Raw genomic sequence first — 20,616 nt, 5'->3', positions numbered from 1 at the left:
TCCACTTCATTAAATCATTGTTTGAACGCCAAGCATCACTACGCTTAGGATTAATATTATACCCATTAATGGCAGTATAAATTTAATCCATTTATTATATGATACGTCAACCATTTCTAGTGTTGCAAGGATTAGTCCTGTTGGAGCAATAATTGCCATCCAACCTTGACCAAAGTTATATGCTGAAACAACTACATCACGACCTATAGAGACTGTATCTGCTAGTGGTGCAATGATTGGCATTGAAAGTGTTGCAAGTCCTGATGATGATGGGATAAATATTCCTAAGAATGAGAATAAAACCATTTGTACTGTTGAGAATAGTACTCCATTCATTCCGCTGATGATATTTGATGCATTGTATAGTAATGTATCAGAAATCATACCATCATCTAGTATAATATTAATCGCTCTTGCCACACCGATGATTAGAGCTACTGAAACTAGGTCTGCTGCACCATCTAAAAATGAGTTTACAGCCTTTTGTTCACCTAGTCCTGATAGTATCATAAGTAGTATACCCACAACTAAGAATAGGGTACTCATTTCTTCAAACCACCAATCAAGGTTCATAACACCATAAATCATAACTGGGAATGCTAGCATAAATACAACCAACATACCAATTCTTCTGAAATTAAATGGTGCAGTATGTTCAGGGTCATAATTTTCTAGATATTGTTGCCTAATTCTAGGCATTTCGTCAGCTATAATTGACTTGGATGGATCATTTTTAACTTTTTTAGCATATCTGTATATATAATATAAACTGATAGCTTGACCAATAAGTAGGGTTATTATCCTAATATTCATACCTTCTTTAAAGCTGATACCAGCAGCATTACTAGCTACAACAACTGAAAAGGCATTAGTGGTTGAGAACATAGTTCCTATTGATGATCCCATATATATGGCAGCAATAGTAACCATAGCATCATAACCTGATGCTAAGAATATTGGCATAAGTATTGGATAAAAGGCAATAGTTTCTTCTGCCATACCAAATGTTGTACCACCAAGAGCTATTAGTGAAGATATAATAGCTACCATCAAGAACTCTTTACCCTTAGTCTTTCTAGATAGGGCAGCCATACCGGCATCAAAGGTTCCAGTTGTATTTAATATTCCTATACAACCACCGAGTAATAGTACAAAGACTATAATACCTATAGAATCTGCTATACCATCAATAGGCGCTCTAGCAACATCAAAGAAACCTTGTGGACTTTGTTCAAGTTGATGATAAGAACCTGGTATAGCAACAGGTTTTTTGATGTCTCCCCTAACAAAGTTTTCCAATGGAACTGTTACATTTAGCTCATCTAGCACTTCTTGGCTAGCTTCTAAGCTTGTTTCCTCTCCATCGCTTCCTATTCTTACAAACTGGCTGTTATCGCTATCATATTGTAATCTATCATAGGATCCAGCTGGTATTACATAAGTAAGAACTGCTGCAATTATTAATACAATAAATAATACCGTAAAAGCAGTAGGAAATTTTCTCTCCTTTTTCTTCTTTTTAGCAACTTCGCTCATAACTAAACCTCCTAAAATTTTATGAAAACGTTAAATGTCACTATTACAGTTTAACATTTATATAAATTTTGTCAATTAGTTGCTACTATGAACATTACTATATGAGTACATGCTTGTTATTTTTAAAAAAGTCTTGAAAATGTATCTATTGCGCAATTAGAGTATAATGAATCTTCTTAAAAAATTTCCATGAATAGGATATCCTATCCATGGAAAAGTACTTGGTTAATTATTATTTACCAACACGATTTGACATAGAGCCAAAAAACTGAGCTCCTTAAGTTGGTTGGTACAACTTTTTGGGGTCAGTTCAGAAGTTGGAGTTTTTTTATAGTCCTAATATTATAACTCATCTGTGGATTTATTATAGTGACGAGTCTCAATATAAATTTTATACATGTCTTTGTAATCTTCACATACCTTAAGCATCTGATTATGGTTACCTTTAGCAATTATTTCTCCATCCTTCAGCATGATTATCTCGTCAGATTTTAATATATACTCATTGAACCTATGACATATCATAATTTTAATTCCAGATATTTTTTCTAGTACATTTAATAATTTTCTCTCAGAAACAATATCCAAACTAGAGGATGGTTCATCTAACAAATACATATCGCACTCTTTATTTATAAGTCTTAAAAATGCTAATTTTTGCCATTGTCCTTCAGATAACCACCTTCCTCCATCAAATTCATAACCTAGATTTGAATTTATATCATCAATTAATCCATCCATACCAAGGCTAGATAGATACTTACTGACTTCCTCATCTTTTGCATTCTCGTCTAGAAAAATATTTTCTTTGATACTAAGTCTATACTTTATGTAATTTTGAAACATAACATTAATGCGATTTCTATAAGAAAATATATCTATTTCAGAAAAATCAATCCCATTTACATATATATGTCCACCATAATCCCCATAAATACCCATAAGTATTTTTAAAAGAGTCGATTTACCCGATCCATTTTCTCCCATTATTGTATAAGATTTGTTTTTCTCAAATCGTAAATCTATATTAGATAGAACCTTATTCTGTTTATAAGAATAGGATAGATCCTTAATCACTATATTATCTATCGCTTCAATATTATGTTTACCATAGCTTTTCATTTCTTCGTCTAATTCAAAAAACTCTTTTCCCATTTCAATAATTTCTAAGTTCTTATTTAAAAGTGCACCATTAAGAAATATTGTAAATAATGAATTTTTCATATTATCTATAGAATTATTATATAGTATAAAATCTCCCAAACTAATAACTCCATTAAACGTTCTTAAACCTAAATTGGCGGATGCAAAAAAATCGACAAGACTATCTAATATAGATAATACTGACAGACTTCTATATTTATTATAGTAGATTTTCTTATATGTATTATTTATGCAATTTGATAATTGTGTAAAAATACTTATAAAGAAATCAAATGCTTTGTATACCTTAAGCTCCTTAAAATTTTCACTATCACTTGTCATAGCATATATATAGTTTTTCCTAATTTCTAACTGAGTATTATTAAGTCTATTTTTATATTCAAGAATAACATATTTTTTCTCAACTAAAAACCTAATTATGGGCACTATCAAAATTAATAGATAGAAAATATTGTAGGAGAGAACTATCACAATGTAGGATATACTAGCTATGGTTGCCGAAAATATATCCAACATTATATTTAAACTATCAAGCATGGCCACTGTAAAATCTTCCCTAACTCTGTTTATAATATCATAAGTTTCACTAGTTTCTAACTTTTTAGCGTCTAATTTCTTGATTTTATTTAGTATATCTATATTTATAAATTTATTAATCTCCAACAAGGAAAAATCCTCTATCTTTTTTATACTAAAACCCACTAAATCAGTTAAGCAAGTAAAAACACTTATAAAAATTAGTATATTTATGAACTCTATTTCTTGCCCCCTTGTCAATGAATCAAGAAGTATTTGGGTTAATTTTAAATTAATCACGGGCCTAATCCCAAACAAGACTGACTTAATTAATACAAGACTTATATATTTAAAATCAATCTTTACAAGATAAGTTAGTGTATAAATCAGTATTTTAAGCTTTTCTTTCAATTTTTCCTCGCTGATTTAATTAATATCCCAGCAATAGAAGCAAAGATTAAAATCAAACTTGTAATAATTATTAGATTTACATTGCTAATTTCTACCCCAAAGACTTCATAAGAATAAAAGTTTGTTAGGTATCTTGGAGAAAATATTCCTGCTTGGGGTAGGATTGAAACTATCTTATCTATCAAAGGATTGGAATATCTTGGAAATAAAATCCCTATCGTTGCTAAGACTATTAGTAAAGATACTTTAGAACTTCTTACTAGGCTTGCTAAAAATCCAGCAAAAATACTTAGGCTTAGAGTCGATATGTAGGTTAGGCCCATCATCAAAGCTATAAGCTCTCCATAATTTAGGTCCATATTTGAATCTAATAAGGCTACAGATGACTGAATCATCATATCTAAATTAGAAAATTTGTAGGGTGCGATAGTAAGCCCCACCATGACTAAGTTTATTAAGATAAAAATCCCGCTTACAAAGATAAAAATCACCCCAATTTTATTTATTCCCACCCTTAAGGTCGCCTTGTTTTTTATTGACTTTAAGATTATATCTGTCTCATACCAGTTTTCCAAAGATACAAGGTAGACTGATATGACTATAACCAAAAAGGCAAAGAGAAAATAGCCTATATAAGATGTGTTAAAAAAGTTTCTGAAATGACCTGTAAAGCCGTGTTCTACTTTTTTATTTATCTTGCTGAGCTTCTTATCAGTATTTGCCAATTCTTTTTCAGTATACATATGAGTTTCCTTTATATATCCCATAGTATAATCTTTATTCACTTTCCCTATATCAAAGGTAGAAACCCTTGACTTATGGAGGATGCCTTCTTCATCAAACATCTGGTTCTTATAAATAGAATATATATGAGAAAGTAGACTAGGATCTGTTTTTGCGAAACTTTCTGCCACATAGTCGTAGGATTTACCGTCGTATTTAGTAAAGATATTTTCTATAGTTTTCTCATCTAGGACAGTTCTTTCACTATTTTTGTATAAATAATCAAGGGCTGCTCTTCCCTCTAAGACCTTTTTTTCTCCGTCTTCAAAAACCTCAACCCTCCTATCAGAAATATTATATAAGCAAGCTCCCACAGTTAGAAAAAATACTAGACCTGTAAGTAGGATTAAGATAGGGTTTGAAAATATTTTTTTAAATTCATACTTCATAGCTTTCTCTCCTTTAATATTAGGATTAGACTTGTCAAGGCTATTATAAAAATAGAAAGTAAGTAGATACTAAATATTTGCAAGTTACCAAAAAGACCCAAATAAAGTGATTTCACCATCTCTCCAATTTGAATCAAGTTTATTGGCATAGACTTTAGGATTTTTAGGAAAATATTGTTGTTAGCCGTAATAAAACCTAAAAGTTTCGGCAATAATAAGGCAGCCAAAGCTAATATAAAGGCTTGGAAGGACCTTTTTACAAACCTATTTATTAGGAAAGTCATCATGGCTATGGCTAAGGATCCTAATAAAAATCCTAAAATAATTAGGATATAAGTCTGACCAAAACTATAATCGTAAATACTGTTAAAATAGAAAAGCTGGACAGGGGTATTAAATCCTCTTAGACCAGTAAAATATAAACTCACCAAAGTAAAAATTATTGATACTATAAGGACCTCACTTGTAACAAGGACAAAAGTTGCCGCAATTTTCCTATAGATAATTTTCCTTACTTGGTTACCTCCCAAAGACCTTAGGAGAATTTCCATTGAGTTTTCAGCTTCTACACTATAGATAGACGATATTTGAAAAATAATAATGATAAAGCTTATTAGTATTATCACAGAAAAAACATCATATATTAGATTCCACTCTCCAAAATATTCAAACTTATAGGGTTTGTCTATCTTGCTTGCCCTTTCTATGACCATGGCCTTTTCTTTTTCTGGCATGGTTGTATTTAATCTTTCATCAAGCAGGGATTCTATATTCATGACATTTCTATCATAAAAATCTGAACCACCAGTCTCAAGTAGATTCTCTAATGCCTTAGTATTTCCACCTTGGAGAGGTTCGTAGGCATTTAAAATGGTATTTGATAGGCTTGGAAATTTTGTATACATAGATATTAAGGCCTTATCCTTTCCCCCACTTAAGTCTGCGCTGTCTATAAAAGTATTGATTAAATTAGAATCAATCTCTCCCTCATATTTTTCTTCTAAACCCGCTTCATAATTAAAACCAGCCTTTCCCTTATAGGTCCCGACGTCTGCTTCAAATTTCGAAAAAGCAAATATACTAATAGCAAAAATAAATACTATTAATAATATTACAGATAATTTAGCTAAAAGGCCTGAAAAAATCTTTTTTAACTCATAAATCATAGGTCAAAATCCTTTATAACTGCTAAAAATACATCATCCAAGTTAGGCTCTATGGCCTTTGCCATCTCAAATGGTTTTTCTTTACTAATAAGCCTGATAAAATCTTTAGATTCTTTTTGGTAGACCTTTGAAAGGATATCGTTTTGTGATTGGTTCTTCAAATACAAATCATAAGGACATTCCCAAACATAGCCCTCTAAGTTTTGAATTAAGGAAGTTTCGCTAGCATCCATCGCAATTTTATTATTATGAAGAATTAAAATCTCCTTGGCTATGGAAGTTAAATCATCAACTATATGGGTGGATAGGATTATAAGCCTATCGTGGCTCATCTCTACAATGAAGTTTTTAAGCCTAATCCTCTCGCTTGGATCAAGACCGGAAGTGGGTTCATCAAGCAATACTATGTCAGGATTATTTAAAAAGGCCTGGCCAAGACCCACCCTTCTAAGCTGGCCTCCAGATAATTTTTTAAGTTTTTTCTTAGAAAATCCATCTAAATTAAAGATCTGTTTGACATTTTGTATTTCGCCTGTCATATTTTCTTTGCTAATTGATTTTAGGTCCGCCATGTAGGATAGAAAATCATCCACAGAAAAGTCAGGGTAACCTATAAATTTTTGGGGAAGAAAGCCAATTTTTTGAGAACCAAGCTTTATTTCTCCACTATCAACTCCTTCATAACCTATCAGAGTTTTAAACAAAGTAGACTTTCCAGCCCCATTTTCACCAAGAAGACCGTAAAGTCCCTTACCTAAGTCCAAGTTTATCCCATCCAAGACGACTTTATCGCCATAGGACTTTGTCAAATTATTTATTTTAATCATCTTAACTCCTCCTAAGAAAAACTATATTTTCCTAGTATTTCCTCAATATAATTAGGATTGTGCTCGATAATCTCAAAATATTGACTTAAGTCTTCCTTTAAATATTCTCTAACCATAGGACATAGTTCTTCATCAAGATTATCTTTTATCCCTTTTTCATCCATTACTAAATCGTAACATATATCACACATGTCACTTGCCCAACAATTAGAGCAGAGATTCTTGAAATATTTGACATAATCCTCGTAATAATATTTATAAATCTTATCAAAATAGTAACCATTTTTATAATCACCAATACTTACTGCATTACCAGTTTTCTCACAAATCCTAAAGTTTCCATCAGTCTGTAAATACAGTCTTCTGTTACCAGGGATACAATTTCCGTGTAACCCTATTGTTTCGATAAGATCCTTATCTTGAGTAACTCTTCTATTGTTCATCCTGTATATTTTTTTCGCAATCAGATACGGATAATAATTTTTTTCGTCATCTTTAACCTTATCAACTTGATAGTTTTCTAGACTTTTATATTCATAATCTTGATCAATATCATAAATCATATTTCCAGAATCAACATATGTATAATTTAAATTCATATCTTTAGGTATCTTCAATGTATTATAAAAATAATTATCAAGCTCATCGAATTTATCTACATTATACGGAGGTGTAAGTACACAGTTTATAGATATCGTTCTATTTTTCTCTTTATTATAGAATTTATTAACAAGCTTTTTAAAATTAGATTCGACAATATTATGAGTTGGTCGAGATTTTATATCTCTTCTATAATTGTCATGGATACTTGAAGGTCCATCTAAACTTACCATAAGGGATACTCTAAAGGCATCTATATTTTTAAAGTACTCTATTTGTTCTTCTGTTAATAAAGTTAAATTAGTAGTAAAGGAAACTGATATTTTGATATTTTTATAAGTATCAATTGTATAATCTATTATCTTTTTCATTAAATTAAATTTTATAAGTGGTTCCCCACCATAAAATGTTAAATTAAATTTATTTCCTTTATAGTCCTTTAATAGGTAATCTATAGTCTCCTTGGCTGTATTGAAATTGATAGAATTCTTTGCAAATCCTCTAAAATCAGGGTGGTGTTCATTGTATATACAATAGCCACATCGCAAATTACAATCTTCAGTAAGTTCTATTATAATTTGTTCGCAACTTTCCTTAAGGAGATTTTTAAATTCTTCTTTCGATGGAATATCAAATTTTTGATATATAGGTTTTCTTAATAAATTATTATCTTCTACAAACTTTCTTATATAGGAATCTAAATCTTCTATACTAAGCTTTCCTTCCAAATATTTACCAAGCTCATAGGCCTCAGTGTCACTACAATTAATTACTCTACCTGTACCTGAATCATAGAAATATTTGTTATTTTTAGTACAAAACACAGTACCTAATCTACTACTCATATTATGTTTCCTTTCTGATTTAAAAATGGCTGCCGCAAAACTATTCATAATAATTCCATACTTATATAATCTTAAAAGTTATTTTAAATAAGGAATTTTTGAAAAATCCTGCAACAGCCCCATATTAATTAAGATGTTCTAGCGTCTTGTCTATTTACCATCCTATTATCATGGTTCATGCAACCACAATTGCACCTAAACCAGGAAGTAAATCCTTTTGTTTCTTTGTGATTATCCCAATTATAACAAACACATCCTGCAGAAGGTGTAGCCCCTCCACGGTTTCTTGGCTCATTAACTAGCTTCATTTCTACCTCCTTAGATTTTTAAACCACTTCTTATATAATTAGAAATAATTCTTAATAGAAATTTAACTTTTATTATGTAAGAAATAGCTACTGTAACAACATTTTATCTGAAAAGTAATGTCGACAACTTTTTCCGATACCAATTAAGTAGCCTCGTATTATAATACATAGCGGTAAATTAATTTACAATTTCATTATAATAAATTCTTCATTCAACTAACACCTCACTTGTGGGGTTGACAAAAAATCTAATTTATGATACATAGCTTTAAATAATCTATAAATTCATGTATTATAACATATTCTTATTATCTTGTCCACCCCTCAAGTTGGATATTAAATTATCAGCAAATTTATTAAAATAATTTTAAATCAATTAGGAGGTTTTCATGAAAAAAATTTTTACAACTTTACTAGCTTTAGCTCTTTGTATAGGATTTATCGACTCTGTATATGCATCCGAAGAAGATAAAGATATTATAATAGTTCCATGCAGTGATAATCCACTTAGTGAAAGTTAGTCTACTTATTAAGATGTTTACTTTTTTGTTCTATTAAATTTTTCAATGCATCTTTTTTACATAATTTTGCCAAAAACAAAGATTTCTTTAGGCTTTCTCTATAGTTACCTATGCCTAGTCTATATTCACAAATAAACTTATCATAGTAGAGATATATTAAACTGTCATAATATCCTTTTTCACTGGCAAAGCTAATTTTGTCGTTAATAATTAATAGAGCATGCTCATATTTGCTTTCTACGATAAGCATATTAATATCAATATTAGATACTATCAAATTCAAGTAAGAACCCTCTGTTTTTTCTGAAAAAACTTTCAATATATCATATATACTGATCCCTTTATACTCCTTAAGCTTAAGAGCTATCTCTATAACTATTCTAAGCTCAATAGGCGAGTATTTTTTATCTAGAATATTGAGCGGCTTTGATTTTACTATATCCTCATACCTATTTTTGTAAGTATTCATAGTCATACTCTTATCACTTAGCCTATCTATAAACAATTCTATTATTAAAATGTCTTCTTCTTTCATTTTAAAATATCTATCTTGCTTTATTATTTCTAGTTTTTTATTTAGGACGGAGAGTTCATCATAAGTCATAAAGATAGCTGACATATCAAGACTTTCTATTATTTCTCTAAATAAAATATCTGACTTAAAGCAATACTTGAGATATAAAGAAACCAAATCTTCTCCATAGATCCTTGATAAATCTAGGAGTGAACTTATACTCGCTTCCTTGAAATTTGCTGTTTCAAGCTTTGAAATAGTTTTTCTGCTTATAACAGATTCCCACTCTACATCTTCTTGACTTAGCCTGTTTCTATATCTTATATCTTTAAGAATTTTACTAAATTCCATTCTTCCATCTGACATAATATCTCCTTATAATCAATTAGCCCAGTATATCTTATAATCATTCATTTTACTAATCACTCTTTATCAAACTATCTTATATATATTATACATAATAAGTAGCTTATAGTTAATTAAAAGATTTGTAAGTATTATACATAAAACACATAATAGATCCAGCTTCCTTGAACTATATTCAAGATTTAATATGTACCCTCTTTACTATGAAACGGGTCTGTAAATAATTTTGTGTATCAACCTAAATCCTGACATAAGGGCAAGGGTTGATACATTTTTTATGTATCAATGTTTGTCCATTCCTATAGGAATGGAGCTTTTCTTAATTCTACACAACTTAAATAAACTGTCAAATTTTCATGAAAATTTGCAGCCGATTTCATACTAAATTTTTATCTTAATTAAAACCTCCTCTCAAAAAATATTAATAATTGGGATAAGATTTGATCCCAGCCTCGTATTCTATATGTCCACTTACTTGAGACATCTACCATTGCCAGATACAAGCTTTTTTGTAGAGCATAGTCATTTGGAAATATGGTTTTATTTTTGGTCACTTTTCTTAGTTGCCTATTGGAGTTTTCCATAGCATTTGTTGTATATATCAGTTTTCTTATTCCTTCTGGATATTTAAAATATGTCGATAATTCTGTCCAGTTGTTTTTCCAAGAGCTTACACACATTGGATATTTTTTACCCCATTTTTCTTCAAAGACTCCTAAATTTGTTAAGACTAAGTCTTCTGTTGGTGTCTTGTATACTGCTTTTAGGTCTTTCATTAATTCTTTTATGTCTTTGTAGGATACATACTTTGTGGAGTATCTTATTTGATGTATTATACATGATTTTCCCAACGCTTTTGGGGTGTATTTCTGATCTTGGATATACTGCTTCTATAGCCTCACTAAATCCTGGTAGATTGTCTGTTGAGAATATTAATACATCTTCTAGTCCTCTTTCTTTTAGACCATTTAATACTAAAAGCCAGTATTTGCTTGATTCGTTTTCTCCAACCAATAGTCCTAGTATTTTTTTAAATCCTTCTAGGTTGTAGCCTAGGGCAATGTATACTGCTTTTTTGACTACTATGTTGTTTTCTCTTACGTGATAGTGTATGGCGTCTAAAAATACCATAGGGTAGACTTTTTCTAATGGTCTATTTTGTCAGGGACTGCCCCAGCCCATTCTTTCCAACGAATGTAATGAGTTGTAGAAAGATTGAGGCGAGGGTACTCTTCTATGGTTGGTAGAATTTTGTTGGTTATTTTGCTTACCATTATTTCTGATATGCCAAATCCATAAATATCTTTGATGTGACTTGATATATCTCTTGTGGTCAGGGTCTGCCCCAGCCAATAATATCCAGCGAGTTTACGAGCTGCAGATATTATTAGGTGAGGGTATTCCTTTTCCATACATTGATATTATTTGATTTTCTATGTTTGATATGTCTTTTTCGTATTTTTTTAATGATTGTGGTTCAAAGGATCCTTCTCTATCTCTTGGTATGTTTAGATCTATATTTCCGTAAGATGATCTAACTGTTTTCTTGCTTGTACCATTTCTTGTTGTAAATGTCAACCGAAAAATGGTCCACAGTTATTATTGAAAAATGGTCCACTTATGGTAAAGAAATACTTAATATCTTTTACTAGCTTTCCCCTAGGGGAAAGGCGTCTTTACATATTTTTTGACCACTCTATGCTATCTTCCATCCTATATGATTTTTCCCTAGACATATCCATGATATGGGCTCTATGAGCAAGTCTATCTACTATTGCTCCCGTTAGCATTGGATCTTTAAATACTTCTTCCCATCTTTCAAAGTTTAGGTTTGTGGTTAATATTATTGATCCCTTATCATTTCTTGATGAGAGGAGATTAAATAATATTTCGCATCCTGTTTTATCAAATGATACATATCCTAGCTCATCTAGTATTACTAAATCATATTTTTCAAATTTTCTTTTGTAATTAGTAATTTGATTTTTACTCATTGCCTCCTGTAATTCTATTACTAAGTTGGGAACTGATGTAAAGAGTACATTTTTTCCTTTCATACACGCTTTTATGCCTAAGGCTGTAGCGTAGTGAGTTTTTCCACAACCAGGTGTTCCTATCATGATTATGTTTTCTTTGTTATCTATGAATTTTAGTGTTTCAAGATATTCAAATTTTTTGTTTAGTTCTAGAGAATATTTTGTTTTATCAAAGTCTTCTAAGAATTTCTTGTTGATAAATTTAGCATTTCTTATTCTTCTTGCTATCCCGTTGTTTTTTCTTCTTTCTACCTCTCTTTCTAAGAAAAGTTTTAAGAAGTCTTCGTTAGATAAGTTTAGATTTGATGATTCTTCTATTAAATCCTCATATGACTCTCTTAGATAAGAGAGCTTAAGTATGTTAGAAGCTTCTTTAATATTCATATTAGCCTCCAATCAAAACTACCAGCTTAGCTGGTAGTTTGCACAGCGCCTAGAAGGCGCGAATACCGGCACGCCCCTATTGGGGCTCCGAGTATTATCTCCACATGCACCACTTTCTCAGCTTCTGCTTAAGCAGTTTATTTATTGCTTCTTTTTACTGACTCTCCCGTAAACGGGTCATAGTATTCCTTGATACTTATTTGATCCGCATAATAGTCTTCTTTTAGTTGATTTTGTATATATTCTTTTATCATTTTCTCATTTCGCCCTACTGTATCCACGTAATAACCTCTACACCAGAAATGTCTGTTTCCATATTTATATTTTAAGTTTGCGTGTCGATCAAATATTATTAGTGAACTTTTTCCTTTTAGATATCCCATTATTTCTGAGATACTATATTTTAGTGGTACTTCTATAAGCATATGGACATGATCTGGGCTTCTATTATGTTTATTCCTTTTCTTTGACATAGTTCTCGTAGTATTTGACCTATGTCTTTTTTTAGTTTCCCATATATTTCTTGTCTTCTAAATTTCGGGGCAAATACTATATGATATTTACATCTCCATTTTGTATGTGATAAACTATTGTTGTCCAATTTATTCTCCTTGTTTTTATTGTGCATGTGGTTATCACAATTATATTACAAGTGAGAATTTTTTGGTCTTGAAGCTAAAGCTTAATCCCTCCACCTGCATAGCAGGTGGTTTTTTGTTTCGCTCACATTCGTTCGCTCAACTCACTTAAGTGAACGCAAAAAAATTCCATGGATAGGAATTCCTATCCATGGAAAAGTATTTGGTTAATTATTATTTACCAACACTATTTGACATAGAGCCTTAATTATTTAATAACCTTTGTTACTACGCCTGATGCTACTGTTCTTCCACCTTCACGTACTGCGAATCTTAGGCCTTCTTCTAGGGCTATTGGTTTTTGTAGGCTGATTTTGAATGTTGCGTTGTCGCCTGGCATTACCATTTCTACGCCTTCTTCTAGTTGGATGTCGCCTGTTACGTCTGTTGTTCTGAAGAAGAATTGTGGTCTGTAGCCACTGAAGAATGGTGTGTGACGGCCTCCTTCATCTTTGGTTAGTACGTATACTTGGCCTTCGAATTCTGTGTGTGGGTGTACGCTGTCTGGTCTTGCTAGTACTTGTCCTCTTGAGATTTCGTCTCTTTGTACTCCTCTTAGTAGGATTCCTACGTTGTCGCCTGATTCTGCTTGTTCTAGTGATTTGTGGAACATTTCTACGCCTGTTACTACTGCGCTTGTTGTTTTTTCTGTTAGGCCTACGATTTCTACTGTGTCGCCTACTTTTAATGTTCCTCTTTCTACTCTTCCTGTTGCTACTGTTCCACGGCCTGAGATTGTCATTACGTCTTCTACTGGCATTAGGAATGGTTGGTCGTTGTCTCTTTCTGGAATGTCAAAGTAGTTGTCTACTTCTTCCATTAGTTGTAGGATTTTGTCTGTCCATGGGCCTTCGCCACCTTCTTGTAGGGATTTTAGTGCTGATCCTACTACTACTGGGCAGTTGTCTCCGTCGAATTCGTATTCGTTTAGTAGGTCTCTTACTTCCATTTCTACTAATTCGATTAGTTCGGCATCGTCTACTTGGTCTTCTTTGTTTAGGAATACTGCGATTTTTGGTACGCCTACTTGTCTTGCTAGTAAGATGTGTTCTCTTGTTTGTGGCATTGGACCGTCTGCTGCTGATACTACGATGATTGCGCCGTCCATTTGGGCTGCTCCTGTGATCATGTTTTTAACGTAGTCAGCGTGGCCTGGGGCGTCGATGTGTGCGTAGTGTCTATTTGGTGTTTCGTATTCTACTACTGATGTGTTGATTGTGATTCCACGTTCTCTTTCTTCTGGAGCTTTGTCGATGTGTTCGTAGTCTACGTATTCACCTGTGCCGTATTTTTTGTTTAGGGCTTGAGTGATTGCTGCTGTTGTTGTTGTTTTACCGTGGTCTACGTGACCGATTGTTCCGATATTAATATGTGGTTTGCTTCTTTCAAATTGTTGTTTAGACATTTATTTCTCCTCGTATTAATTATTTATTTAGTACTTCTTCTTTTACTGATTCTGGTACTTGAGCATAGTGGTCAAATTGCATTGAGTATGTTGCCCTACCTTGTGTTTTGGAACGTAAGTCTGTTGCGTATCCAAACATTTCTGATAGTGGAATGAAGGCATCTAGTACATGGATACCATCTTTTGGATTCATACCATCAATTTTACCACGTCTTGATGAAACGTCACCCATTACATCTCCAAGATACTCATCCGGGGTTGTAATTTCAACTTTTTCAATTGGTTCTAATAGAACTGGTTTTGCTTTTTCTACTGCATTTTTAAGACCCATTGATCCTGCTACGTGGAAGGCTACTTCTGAAGAGTCTACTTCGTGGTAAGAACCATCGTATAGAACAACGTGCATGTCAACCATTGGGTAACCACCTAGGATACCGCTAGCTGCCGCTTCACGTACACCTTCTTCAACTGGTCTGATATATTCTTTTGGTACAGTACCACCGACAATTTTAGATTCGAATGTAATACCAGAGCCTTCTTCTCCTGGAGTAACTCTTAGATGAACATCACCGTATTGACCAGAACCACCAGATTGTCTTACAAACTTACCTTGTGCTTCTGCTTCAGCTGTGATACCTTCTCTGTAAGCTACTTGTGGGTTACCGATATTTGCTTCTACTTTGAATTCTCTTAGCAGTCTATCTACGATGATTTCAAGGTGAAGCTCACCCATTCCTGAGATTATTGTTTGGCCTGTTTCTTCATCAGATTTTGTTACGAATGTTGGATCTTCTTCAGATAGTTTTTGTAGACCAATAATCATCTTATCTTGAGATGCTCTTGTCTTTGGTTCGATTGCAACTGAGATTACTGGATCTGGGAATTCCATTTTTTCAAGGATAATTTGATTATCTTGATCACATAAGGAATCACCTGTTGTTGTATCTTTTAGTCCAAGAAGAGCAACGATGTCTCCTGCGTAACCTACTGGAATTTCCTCTTGTTTGTTGGAGTGCATTTGCATGATACGTCCAACACGTTCTCTTTTACCTTTTGTTGCATTGTAGATATATGAACCTGATTCTATTGAACCTGAGTAAATTCTTGTATATATTAACTTACCTACATATGGGTCAGTTACAACTTTAAATGCTAAGGCTGCTGTTGGTTCATTATCTCCAGGTTTTCTTTCCATTACTACTTCTTCATCTTTAGGATCTGTACCTGTGATATATGGTACATCTATTGGAGATGGCATATAGTCGATGATTGCATCTAGTAGTGGTTGAACACCCTTGTTTTTGTATGCTGACCCTAGTAAGCATGGGAAAATCTTTTGTTCAATTGTTCCTTTTCTAATAGCAGCATTTATTTCTTCTTCGCTTACTTCTTCTCCTTCAAGATATTTCATCATAATTGTATCATCAACTTCTGATAATTCTTCAAGAAGATTGTTTCTATATTCTTCAGCTTGGTCTTTTAGTTCAGCTGGGATTTCTGAAAACATTGGGTGGGCACCAAGATCTTCAGTGTTGTATGTTACAGCTTGCATTTTGACAAGGTCAACTGCGCCTTGGAATTGTTGTTCAGCTCCTATAGGAATTTCTAGTGGAACTGCATTAGCTTTTAGCTTATCTTTAATTGTTTCCACTGACATGAAGAAATCTGCACCAGTAGCATCCATTTTGTTGATGAAACAAATTCTTGGGATGTGGTATTTATCAGCTTGTCTCCATACTGTTTCAGATTGTGGTTCTACCCCGCTTTTTGCGTCAAATAAAGCTACCGCACCATCAAGAACTCTTAGTGATCTTTCTACTTCTACAGTAAAATCCACGTGTCCTGGAGTATCGATAATATTTATTCTATGGTCTTTCCAAAAAGCTGTGGTTGCAGCAGAACCGATTGTAATACCACGTTCCTTTTCTTGGTCCATGGAGTCCATTACTGCTGTACCATCATGAGTATCACCAATTTTATAAATTTTACCAGTATAATATAGGATTCTTTCTGTAACTGTTGTTTTACCCGCATCTATGTGGGCCATGATTCCTATGTTTCTAGTATCTTTTAGTGCTACTTGTCTAGGCATTTATCCCCCTAAAATTAATATCTGTAGTGTGCAAATGCTTTATTTGCTTCTGCAGCTCTGTGCATTTCTTCTTTTCTCTTGACAGCTGCACCAGCGTTGTTAGATGCATCTAAGATTTCTTTAGATAATCTTTCAACCATAGTTTTTTCACCACGAGCTCTTGAAAAGTTTACTAACCATCTTAAAGCTAAAGTTTGTCTTCTTTCTGGTCTAACTTCCATTGGAACTTGGTAGTTAGCACCACCGATTCTACGTGCTTTAACTTCAAGTGTTGGCATAATATTTTCCATAGCTTGGTAGAATACTTCTAGCGCGTCATTGCCTGTTGTTTCTGCTACGATGTCAAATGCATCGTAAACAATTTTTGTTGCAATGCCTTTTTTGCCATCAAGCATAACGTTGTTGATAAGTTTTGTTACAACTCTATCGTTATACTTAGCGTCAGGCATTACTTCTCTTTTTGGTATATGTCCCTTTCTTGACACTTTGCTTCCCTCCTTTACCAATTATTAAGTAATATCATTAGTACTCAACTAATCATGTGTTGTTAGTGTGCATGCATATACCGAAATTTATAATCTTTATTTCTATATTATAGGTACATTATGCACTAAGTTTTAGATCCTAGTTTTGGTCTTTTTTAGCACCGTATTTAGATCTAGCTTGTTTACGTCCGTTTACTCCTGCAGTATCAAGAGTACCTCTTATGATGTGGTAACGCACACCTGGAAGGTCTTTAACTCTACCACCTCTGATAAGCACAACACTGTGTTCTTGCAAGTTGTGTCCAATACCTGGGATGTAAGAAAGAACTTCAGCACCATTAGTTAGTCTAACTCTGGCTACTTTACGTAAAGCAGAGTTTGGCTTTTTAGGTGTTACAGTTCTAACTGATGTACAAACTCCACGTTTTTGTGGTGATTGGTTAGGAGTTGTTCTACTTTTTAAAGTATTGTAGTTGTAACCCAAAGCTGGAGTGTTTGATTTAGATTTTTCACTTTTTCTGCTTTTTCTAACAAGTTGGTTAATTGTAGGCATAATGCACCTCCTTTTCTTTTATAATTAATCTTGGCGAATCTCACGCCAATACTTAATAACTTTACTATGTGTAAAGGCTAGTGTCAAATAATTTACTTAATTTATACAAATTTGGGTAATAATTAGAATAATTAACTTCAAAAAACAAAAAGGGAGTAGATAATGAACATAGCTATAGTAGGTTTTGGCGTGGGTGGAGCTAATATCCTAAAAACAATTATTAGTCATAAAAATTATACTAGTGATATAAAAATCCATATATTTGAAAAAAATGAAGAACTATCAGTAGGAATAGCCTATGAGAAAGATACAGATTACAAAGTTTTAAACGTACACGAAAGATATATGTCCTTGGATATGGATAATCCAAATCATTTTAAAAATTGGCTTAGCCAAAATAATAAAGAAAATGAGAAAATAGAAGGAATGGTTCCAAGGAATATATTTGCTGATTATATAAAAGATAGCTTTGGAAAGTATATAGCCAATGAAAACGTCATAATTCACAAAAATGAAGTAGTAGATATCTATAAAGAACAATCAACATACAAAATTGTAAGTGATGCAAAAGTCGAAAAAGAAAACTTTGCTTCTATCTTCCTAGCTATTGGCCAATCTTACTACAAAGATTCCTACAATTTAAAAGAAAATGCCAATTTTATATACGATCCCTACCCATTAGATGAAAAAATCAAAAACATCCCAGATTCAAAGACAATCGGGATAATAGGAGCCGGTCCAACATCAATTGATATATATAGATATCTTACAAATTTTAAAAAATTTACCTATCCCCTATATTTTTTAACTAAAGAGAATGGCTTTCCTCCAATAGATATACCTTACTATATAGATGATGATATTTGTTCAATTGATGAAAAATGGATAGAAAAAAATAAGAATGAAGAAGGTTTTGTAAGCTTAAGTAAAATCAAAGATCAAGTATCAAATGATTTCTCAAAATACGGACACAACCTAATAGAAACTTATGATAAATACAAAAACACCGGTATCAAGTCCTACACCACGGCCCTAATGGAAAATGACCTTGGCTTAAGTTTTGCCCAAACATACACCATGCAGTTAACTGGCTATGCTGCTCTTATATATAACAGTTTAAATGGTCTTGATAAAGTAGAAGTAGACGAGAAGTATCTAGAAATGATCGAATTCATAGCTACAAAAACTCCAACAATCACCATGCAAAATATTATTGAAGATTATAAGGACTCCAAGATAAAAGTTATCAGAGCTACTGACGATATAAAAGTAGATTCACAAGGTCAATTTATAGTAACAAGTGATAATGAAAAAGAAATTAAAATCGATGTCATTATAAATGCCCAAGGCTTTGAGAAAAACCTATTAGCCGCAATCAAAGTCGATAAATTATTAGCTAATCTCTACAAAAGAAAGTATATAGAAGATGACATAAATGGCAAATTTATAAGGGTGGCCTACCCATCATATAGACTTGTAAATAAAAAGTATGGGCTTATGGAAAACTTCTACCTTAACGGCATGTGGGCAGGTGGTACAGACGTTCTAAACAACGACTTAAGATCGATAATAAAGTCAGGCCAATTAGCTGCTAATGATTTTATGGACAAAATATAGACACCACAGCATTTAGCTGTGGTTTTCTAAAAATGATATATACTTTAAGATCAAAAAATCATTCACAACATAAAACTGAGATATTGGAGAAATTTTAGTCCTGCTCTCATATTCAAAGACCTCGTGGGTCACAAAGGGAATACTATAGTCCGATATTTGCGATAATCTATTGTTGGAAAGTTTTGTTACTGATACTATAATCGGCCTTTCCTTAAGATTATCTATGAAGTCTAATATATCTTCATTTTCTCCTGATAGGGAGTAAGCAAAGAGTATATCATCCTTAGTTATAAGGCTGGTAATAGACCTTGGTGTAGACTTATCAAGTAAAAATATAGATTTATCGACGGTAAGGAAATTCCTTTTTAACTCATCAGTAGCATTTCTCTGTGTGTGACCACTAGCTATAGCAAATACTCTTTTGGCCTCATATAATTTTTCATAAAATTCATTCAAATTTAGGGCCATCATCATTGACATAGTTAGATTTATATCGTTTTTTGTGTATTCTATCTCATTTTCATCAAATTTCGCTTCATAAGAAGTCGACCATTTGACCACATATCTAAGCTCACTAAAGCCATCTAAGCCAAGCTTTTTGGAAAATCCTACTATTGAAGAAGGACTTAAATCTAAAATTTCTCCAAGTTCATTTATGTTTTTTTCAATGAACCTAGCCTTATTGATCATTATATAAGAATAAATTTTCAAATCATTTTTATTAAGTTTTTCATAATACTCTGTAACCAATTCAGTTAAAATCATTTATAGATGCCTCTTATATTTTTTGAAAAATTCTTCCAAATGTTTTATATACAAGCTTAGAAATTTAAATTCGGATTTTTGATCTCTATAATATATGCTATAATCCGCCTTGTATGTTTTGGTTTGTGGAAGTCCTATGTTGATTTTCAGGCAATCTATATTGGCAATTTGTAGCATTAGCTTCTTAGCAAGAAAATTATCTGAAAAATCTACTATAAAAACGCCTGAATCTTCCAACATTTTCCCAGTAAAGGCGGTAATTTCTTCCCCACCACTATATACTTCAGCGAGGATCCCAAGCTCCTCTAGAAAATACTTTATAGTTGATTTCACAATACTTTCATATCCACCATTGCCATAAATCATTATTTTTTCACATTTATTCATTGATTTAAATATGTCGGCAAGGTCTTCTTCTAAGTACTGGTAGTTTTTAGATTCATAGTCACTATCGTTTACAAAAAATTTAAGTTCACTATATCCCGAAAAACCTAATTTTTTTGCAAATCTTAAAACACTGGTTCTAGATGTGTAACATTTTTTAGCTAATTCATTGATAGACATGTTATAATCTATACCATTATCTAGAATTTCTTTAGCAATTATCATATCTGTAGCACTTAGGTCTTGTTCATTTTTCTTTATCAAATTTGAAATATCTATACTATCACCTCAAATAAAAAATCCTATTTGCA

The 20,616-nt window shown here is 32.5% G+C and carries 17 protein-coding genes and 2 pseudogenes; 2 read left to right on the top strand and 17 right to left on the bottom strand.

All coding sequences use genetic code 11. From position 1 onward, the window contains the following. Nucleotides 1-9 precede the first annotated feature (9 nt). The 7 genes from BQ7474_RS02265 to BQ7474_RS02235 form a co-directional block, all read right to left on the bottom strand. Nucleotides 10-1,536, bottom strand: coding sequence for a YfcC family protein (locus BQ7474_RS02265; protein ID WP_073997431.1), 1,527 nt, complete (start codon nucleotides 1,534-1,536; stop codon nucleotides 10-12). Nucleotides 1,537-1,878: 342 nt separating this feature from the next. Then, entirely contained in the window at nucleotides 1,879-3,363 is a 1,485-nt protein-coding gene (locus tag BQ7474_RS02260; RefSeq protein ID WP_143179977.1) for an ATP-binding cassette domain-containing protein, read from the bottom strand. Between the two features lie 260 nt (nucleotides 3,364-3,623). Continuing rightward, nucleotides 3,624-4,799: a hypothetical protein gene (locus BQ7474_RS02255; protein WP_073997429.1), complete on the bottom strand. Its 1,176-nt coding sequence runs from the start codon at nucleotides 4,797-4,799 to the stop codon at nucleotides 3,624-3,626. Continuing rightward, the gene (locus BQ7474_RS02250; RefSeq protein WP_073997428.1) at nucleotides 4,796-5,965 is read right to left on the bottom strand and encodes a hypothetical protein; all 1,170 of its coding nucleotides are present in this window, start codon (nucleotides 5,963-5,965) and stop codon (nucleotides 4,796-4,798) included. The genes BQ7474_RS02255 and BQ7474_RS02250 overlap by 4 nt, the downstream gene beginning before the upstream one ends. Beyond that, the gene (locus BQ7474_RS02245; protein ID WP_073997427.1) at nucleotides 5,962-6,792 is read right to left on the bottom strand and encodes an ATP-binding cassette domain-containing protein; all 831 of its coding nucleotides are present in this window, start codon (nucleotides 6,790-6,792) and stop codon (nucleotides 5,962-5,964) included. The genes BQ7474_RS02250 and BQ7474_RS02245 overlap by 4 nt, the downstream gene beginning before the upstream one ends. 11 nt (nucleotides 6,793-6,803) lie before the next feature. Continuing rightward, nucleotides 6,804-8,237: a radical SAM protein gene (locus BQ7474_RS02240; RefSeq protein WP_159429543.1), complete on the bottom strand. Its 1,434-nt coding sequence runs from the start codon at nucleotides 8,235-8,237 to the stop codon at nucleotides 6,804-6,806. Between the two features lie 128 nt (nucleotides 8,238-8,365). Continuing rightward, nucleotides 8,366-8,545, bottom strand: coding sequence for a hypothetical protein (locus BQ7474_RS02235; RefSeq protein WP_073997425.1), 180 nt, complete (start codon nucleotides 8,543-8,545; stop codon nucleotides 8,366-8,368). A 389-nt stretch (nucleotides 8,546-8,934) separates the two neighbouring features. On the opposite strand from BQ7474_RS02235, the gene BQ7474_RS10975 reads away from it, so the two are divergent. After that, complete coding sequence (locus tag BQ7474_RS10975; RefSeq protein WP_268873857.1) at nucleotides 8,935-9,066, top strand: hypothetical protein; 132 nt, start codon at nucleotides 8,935-8,937, stop codon at nucleotides 9,064-9,066. 1 nt (nucleotide 9,067) lies between these two features. Here BQ7474_RS10975 and BQ7474_RS02230 read toward each other — a convergent pair whose 3' ends face one another. The 8 genes and pseudogenes from BQ7474_RS02230 to rpsL all read right to left on the bottom strand — a co-directional run bounded on the left by BQ7474_RS02230 (nucleotide 9,068) and on the right by rpsL (nucleotide 17,539). Beyond that, nucleotides 9,068-9,946 (bottom strand): helix-turn-helix domain-containing protein, encoded by an 879-nt coding sequence (locus tag BQ7474_RS02230; protein WP_073997424.1) that lies wholly within the window; start codon nucleotides 9,944-9,946, stop codon nucleotides 9,068-9,070. Nucleotides 9,947-10,344: 398 nt separating this feature from the next. Further along, a pseudogene (locus BQ7474_RS11135) lies at nucleotides 10,345-11,524 on the bottom strand (IS256 family transposase); the annotation flags it as partial. Between the two features lie 98 nt (nucleotides 11,525-11,622). Continuing rightward, a complete protein-coding gene (istB, locus tag BQ7474_RS02215; protein ID WP_073997422.1) occupies nucleotides 11,623-12,366 on the bottom strand; it encodes an IS21-like element helper ATPase IstB in 744 nt (247 codons plus the stop codon). A 137-nt stretch (nucleotides 12,367-12,503) separates the two neighbouring features. Beyond that, nucleotides 12,504-12,886: pseudogene (gene tnpA, locus BQ7474_RS02210) on the bottom strand (IS200/IS605 family transposase). Between the two features lie 326 nt (nucleotides 12,887-13,212). After that, complete coding sequence (tuf, locus tag BQ7474_RS02205; protein WP_073997421.1) at nucleotides 13,213-14,409, bottom strand: elongation factor Tu; 1,197 nt, start codon at nucleotides 14,407-14,409, stop codon at nucleotides 13,213-13,215. 19 nt (nucleotides 14,410-14,428) lie between these two features. Further along, nucleotides 14,429-16,501: an elongation factor G gene (fusA, locus tag BQ7474_RS02200; RefSeq protein WP_073997420.1), complete on the bottom strand. Its 2,073-nt coding sequence runs from the start codon at nucleotides 16,499-16,501 to the stop codon at nucleotides 14,429-14,431. A 14-nt stretch (nucleotides 16,502-16,515) separates the two neighbouring features. Beyond that, nucleotides 16,516-16,986 (bottom strand): 30S ribosomal protein S7, encoded by a 471-nt coding sequence (gene rpsG, locus BQ7474_RS02195; protein ID WP_073997419.1) that lies wholly within the window; start codon nucleotides 16,984-16,986, stop codon nucleotides 16,516-16,518. Nucleotides 16,987-17,125: 139 nt separating this feature from the next. Next, complete coding sequence (gene rpsL, locus BQ7474_RS02190) at nucleotides 17,126-17,539, bottom strand: 30S ribosomal protein S12 (RefSeq protein ID WP_073997418.1); 414 nt, start codon at nucleotides 17,537-17,539, stop codon at nucleotides 17,126-17,128. A 162-nt stretch (nucleotides 17,540-17,701) separates the two neighbouring features. Here rpsL and BQ7474_RS02185 point away from each other — a divergent pair, with 162 nt between their 5' ends. After that, the gene (locus BQ7474_RS02185) at nucleotides 17,702-19,156 is read left to right on the top strand and encodes an FAD/NAD(P)-binding protein (RefSeq protein ID WP_073997417.1); all 1,455 of its coding nucleotides are present in this window, start codon (nucleotides 17,702-17,704) and stop codon (nucleotides 19,154-19,156) included. 12 nt (nucleotides 19,157-19,168) lie between these two features. On the opposite strand, the gene BQ7474_RS02180 is transcribed toward BQ7474_RS02185, so the two are convergent. Both BQ7474_RS02180 and BQ7474_RS02175 read right to left on the bottom strand, forming a co-directional pair. Continuing rightward, nucleotides 19,169-19,921 (bottom strand): MurR/RpiR family transcriptional regulator, encoded by a 753-nt coding sequence (locus tag BQ7474_RS02180; RefSeq protein ID WP_073997416.1) that lies wholly within the window; start codon nucleotides 19,919-19,921, stop codon nucleotides 19,169-19,171. Then, entirely contained in the window at nucleotides 19,922-20,569 is a 648-nt protein-coding gene (locus tag BQ7474_RS02175; protein ID WP_159429542.1) for a MurR/RpiR family transcriptional regulator, read from the bottom strand. Between the last annotated feature and the right edge of the window lie 47 nt (nucleotides 20,570-20,616).

Origin of the sequence: Anaerococcus urinomassiliensis, assembly GCF_900128425.1 — a bacterium.
Classification (GTDB): domain Bacteria; phylum Bacillota; class Clostridia; order Tissierellales; family Peptoniphilaceae; genus Anaerococcus; species Anaerococcus urinomassiliensis.
Note: the sequence above shows the minus strand (reverse complement) of the source record. Positions and strands in the feature narration are given on the sequence as shown.

Excerpts from the sequence above, each read along its gene's own strand:
- BQ7474_RS02240 (WP_159429543.1), bottom strand. The coding sequence starts at position 8,237 with ATGAGTAGTAGATTAGGTACTGTGTTTTGTACTAAAAATAACAAATAT.
- BQ7474_RS02230 (WP_073997424.1), bottom strand. The coding sequence starts at position 9,946 with ATGTCAGATGGAAGAATGGAATTTAGTAAAATTCTTAAAGATATAAGA.
- BQ7474_RS10975 (WP_268873857.1), top strand. The coding sequence starts at position 8,935 with ATGAAAAAAATTTTTACAACTTTACTAGCTTTAGCTCTTTGTATAGGA.
- BQ7474_RS02235 (WP_073997425.1), bottom strand. The coding sequence starts at position 8,545 with ATGAAGCTAGTTAATGAGCCAAGAAACCGTGGAGGGGCTACACCTTCT.
- istB (WP_073997422.1), bottom strand. The coding sequence starts at position 12,366 with ATGAATATTAAAGAAGCTTCTAACATACTTAAGCTCTCTTATCTAAGA.
- tuf (WP_073997421.1), bottom strand. The coding sequence starts at position 14,409 with ATGTCTAAACAACAATTTGAAAGAAGCAAACCACATATTAATATCGGA.
- BQ7474_RS02250 (WP_073997428.1), bottom strand. The coding sequence starts at position 5,965 with ATGATTTATGAGTTAAAAAAGATTTTTTCAGGCCTTTTAGCTAAATTA.
- BQ7474_RS02180 (WP_073997416.1), bottom strand. The coding sequence starts at position 19,921 with ATGATTTTAACTGAATTGGTTACAGAGTATTATGAAAAACTTAATAAA.
- BQ7474_RS02265 (WP_073997431.1), bottom strand. The coding sequence starts at position 1,536 with ATGAGCGAAGTTGCTAAAAAGAAGAAAAAGGAGAGAAAATTTCCTACT.
- rpsL (WP_073997418.1), bottom strand. The coding sequence starts at position 17,539 with ATGCCTACAATTAACCAACTTGTTAGAAAAAGCAGAAAAAGTGAAAAA.
- BQ7474_RS02185 (WP_073997417.1), top strand. The coding sequence starts at position 17,702 with ATGAACATAGCTATAGTAGGTTTTGGCGTGGGTGGAGCTAATATCCTA.
- fusA (WP_073997420.1), bottom strand. The coding sequence starts at position 16,501 with ATGCCTAGACAAGTAGCACTAAAAGATACTAGAAACATAGGAATCATG.
- BQ7474_RS02255 (WP_073997429.1), bottom strand. The coding sequence starts at position 4,799 with ATGAAGTATGAATTTAAAAAAATATTTTCAAACCCTATCTTAATCCTA.
- BQ7474_RS02245 (WP_073997427.1), bottom strand. The coding sequence starts at position 6,792 with ATGATTAAAATAAATAATTTGACAAAGTCCTATGGCGATAAAGTCGTC.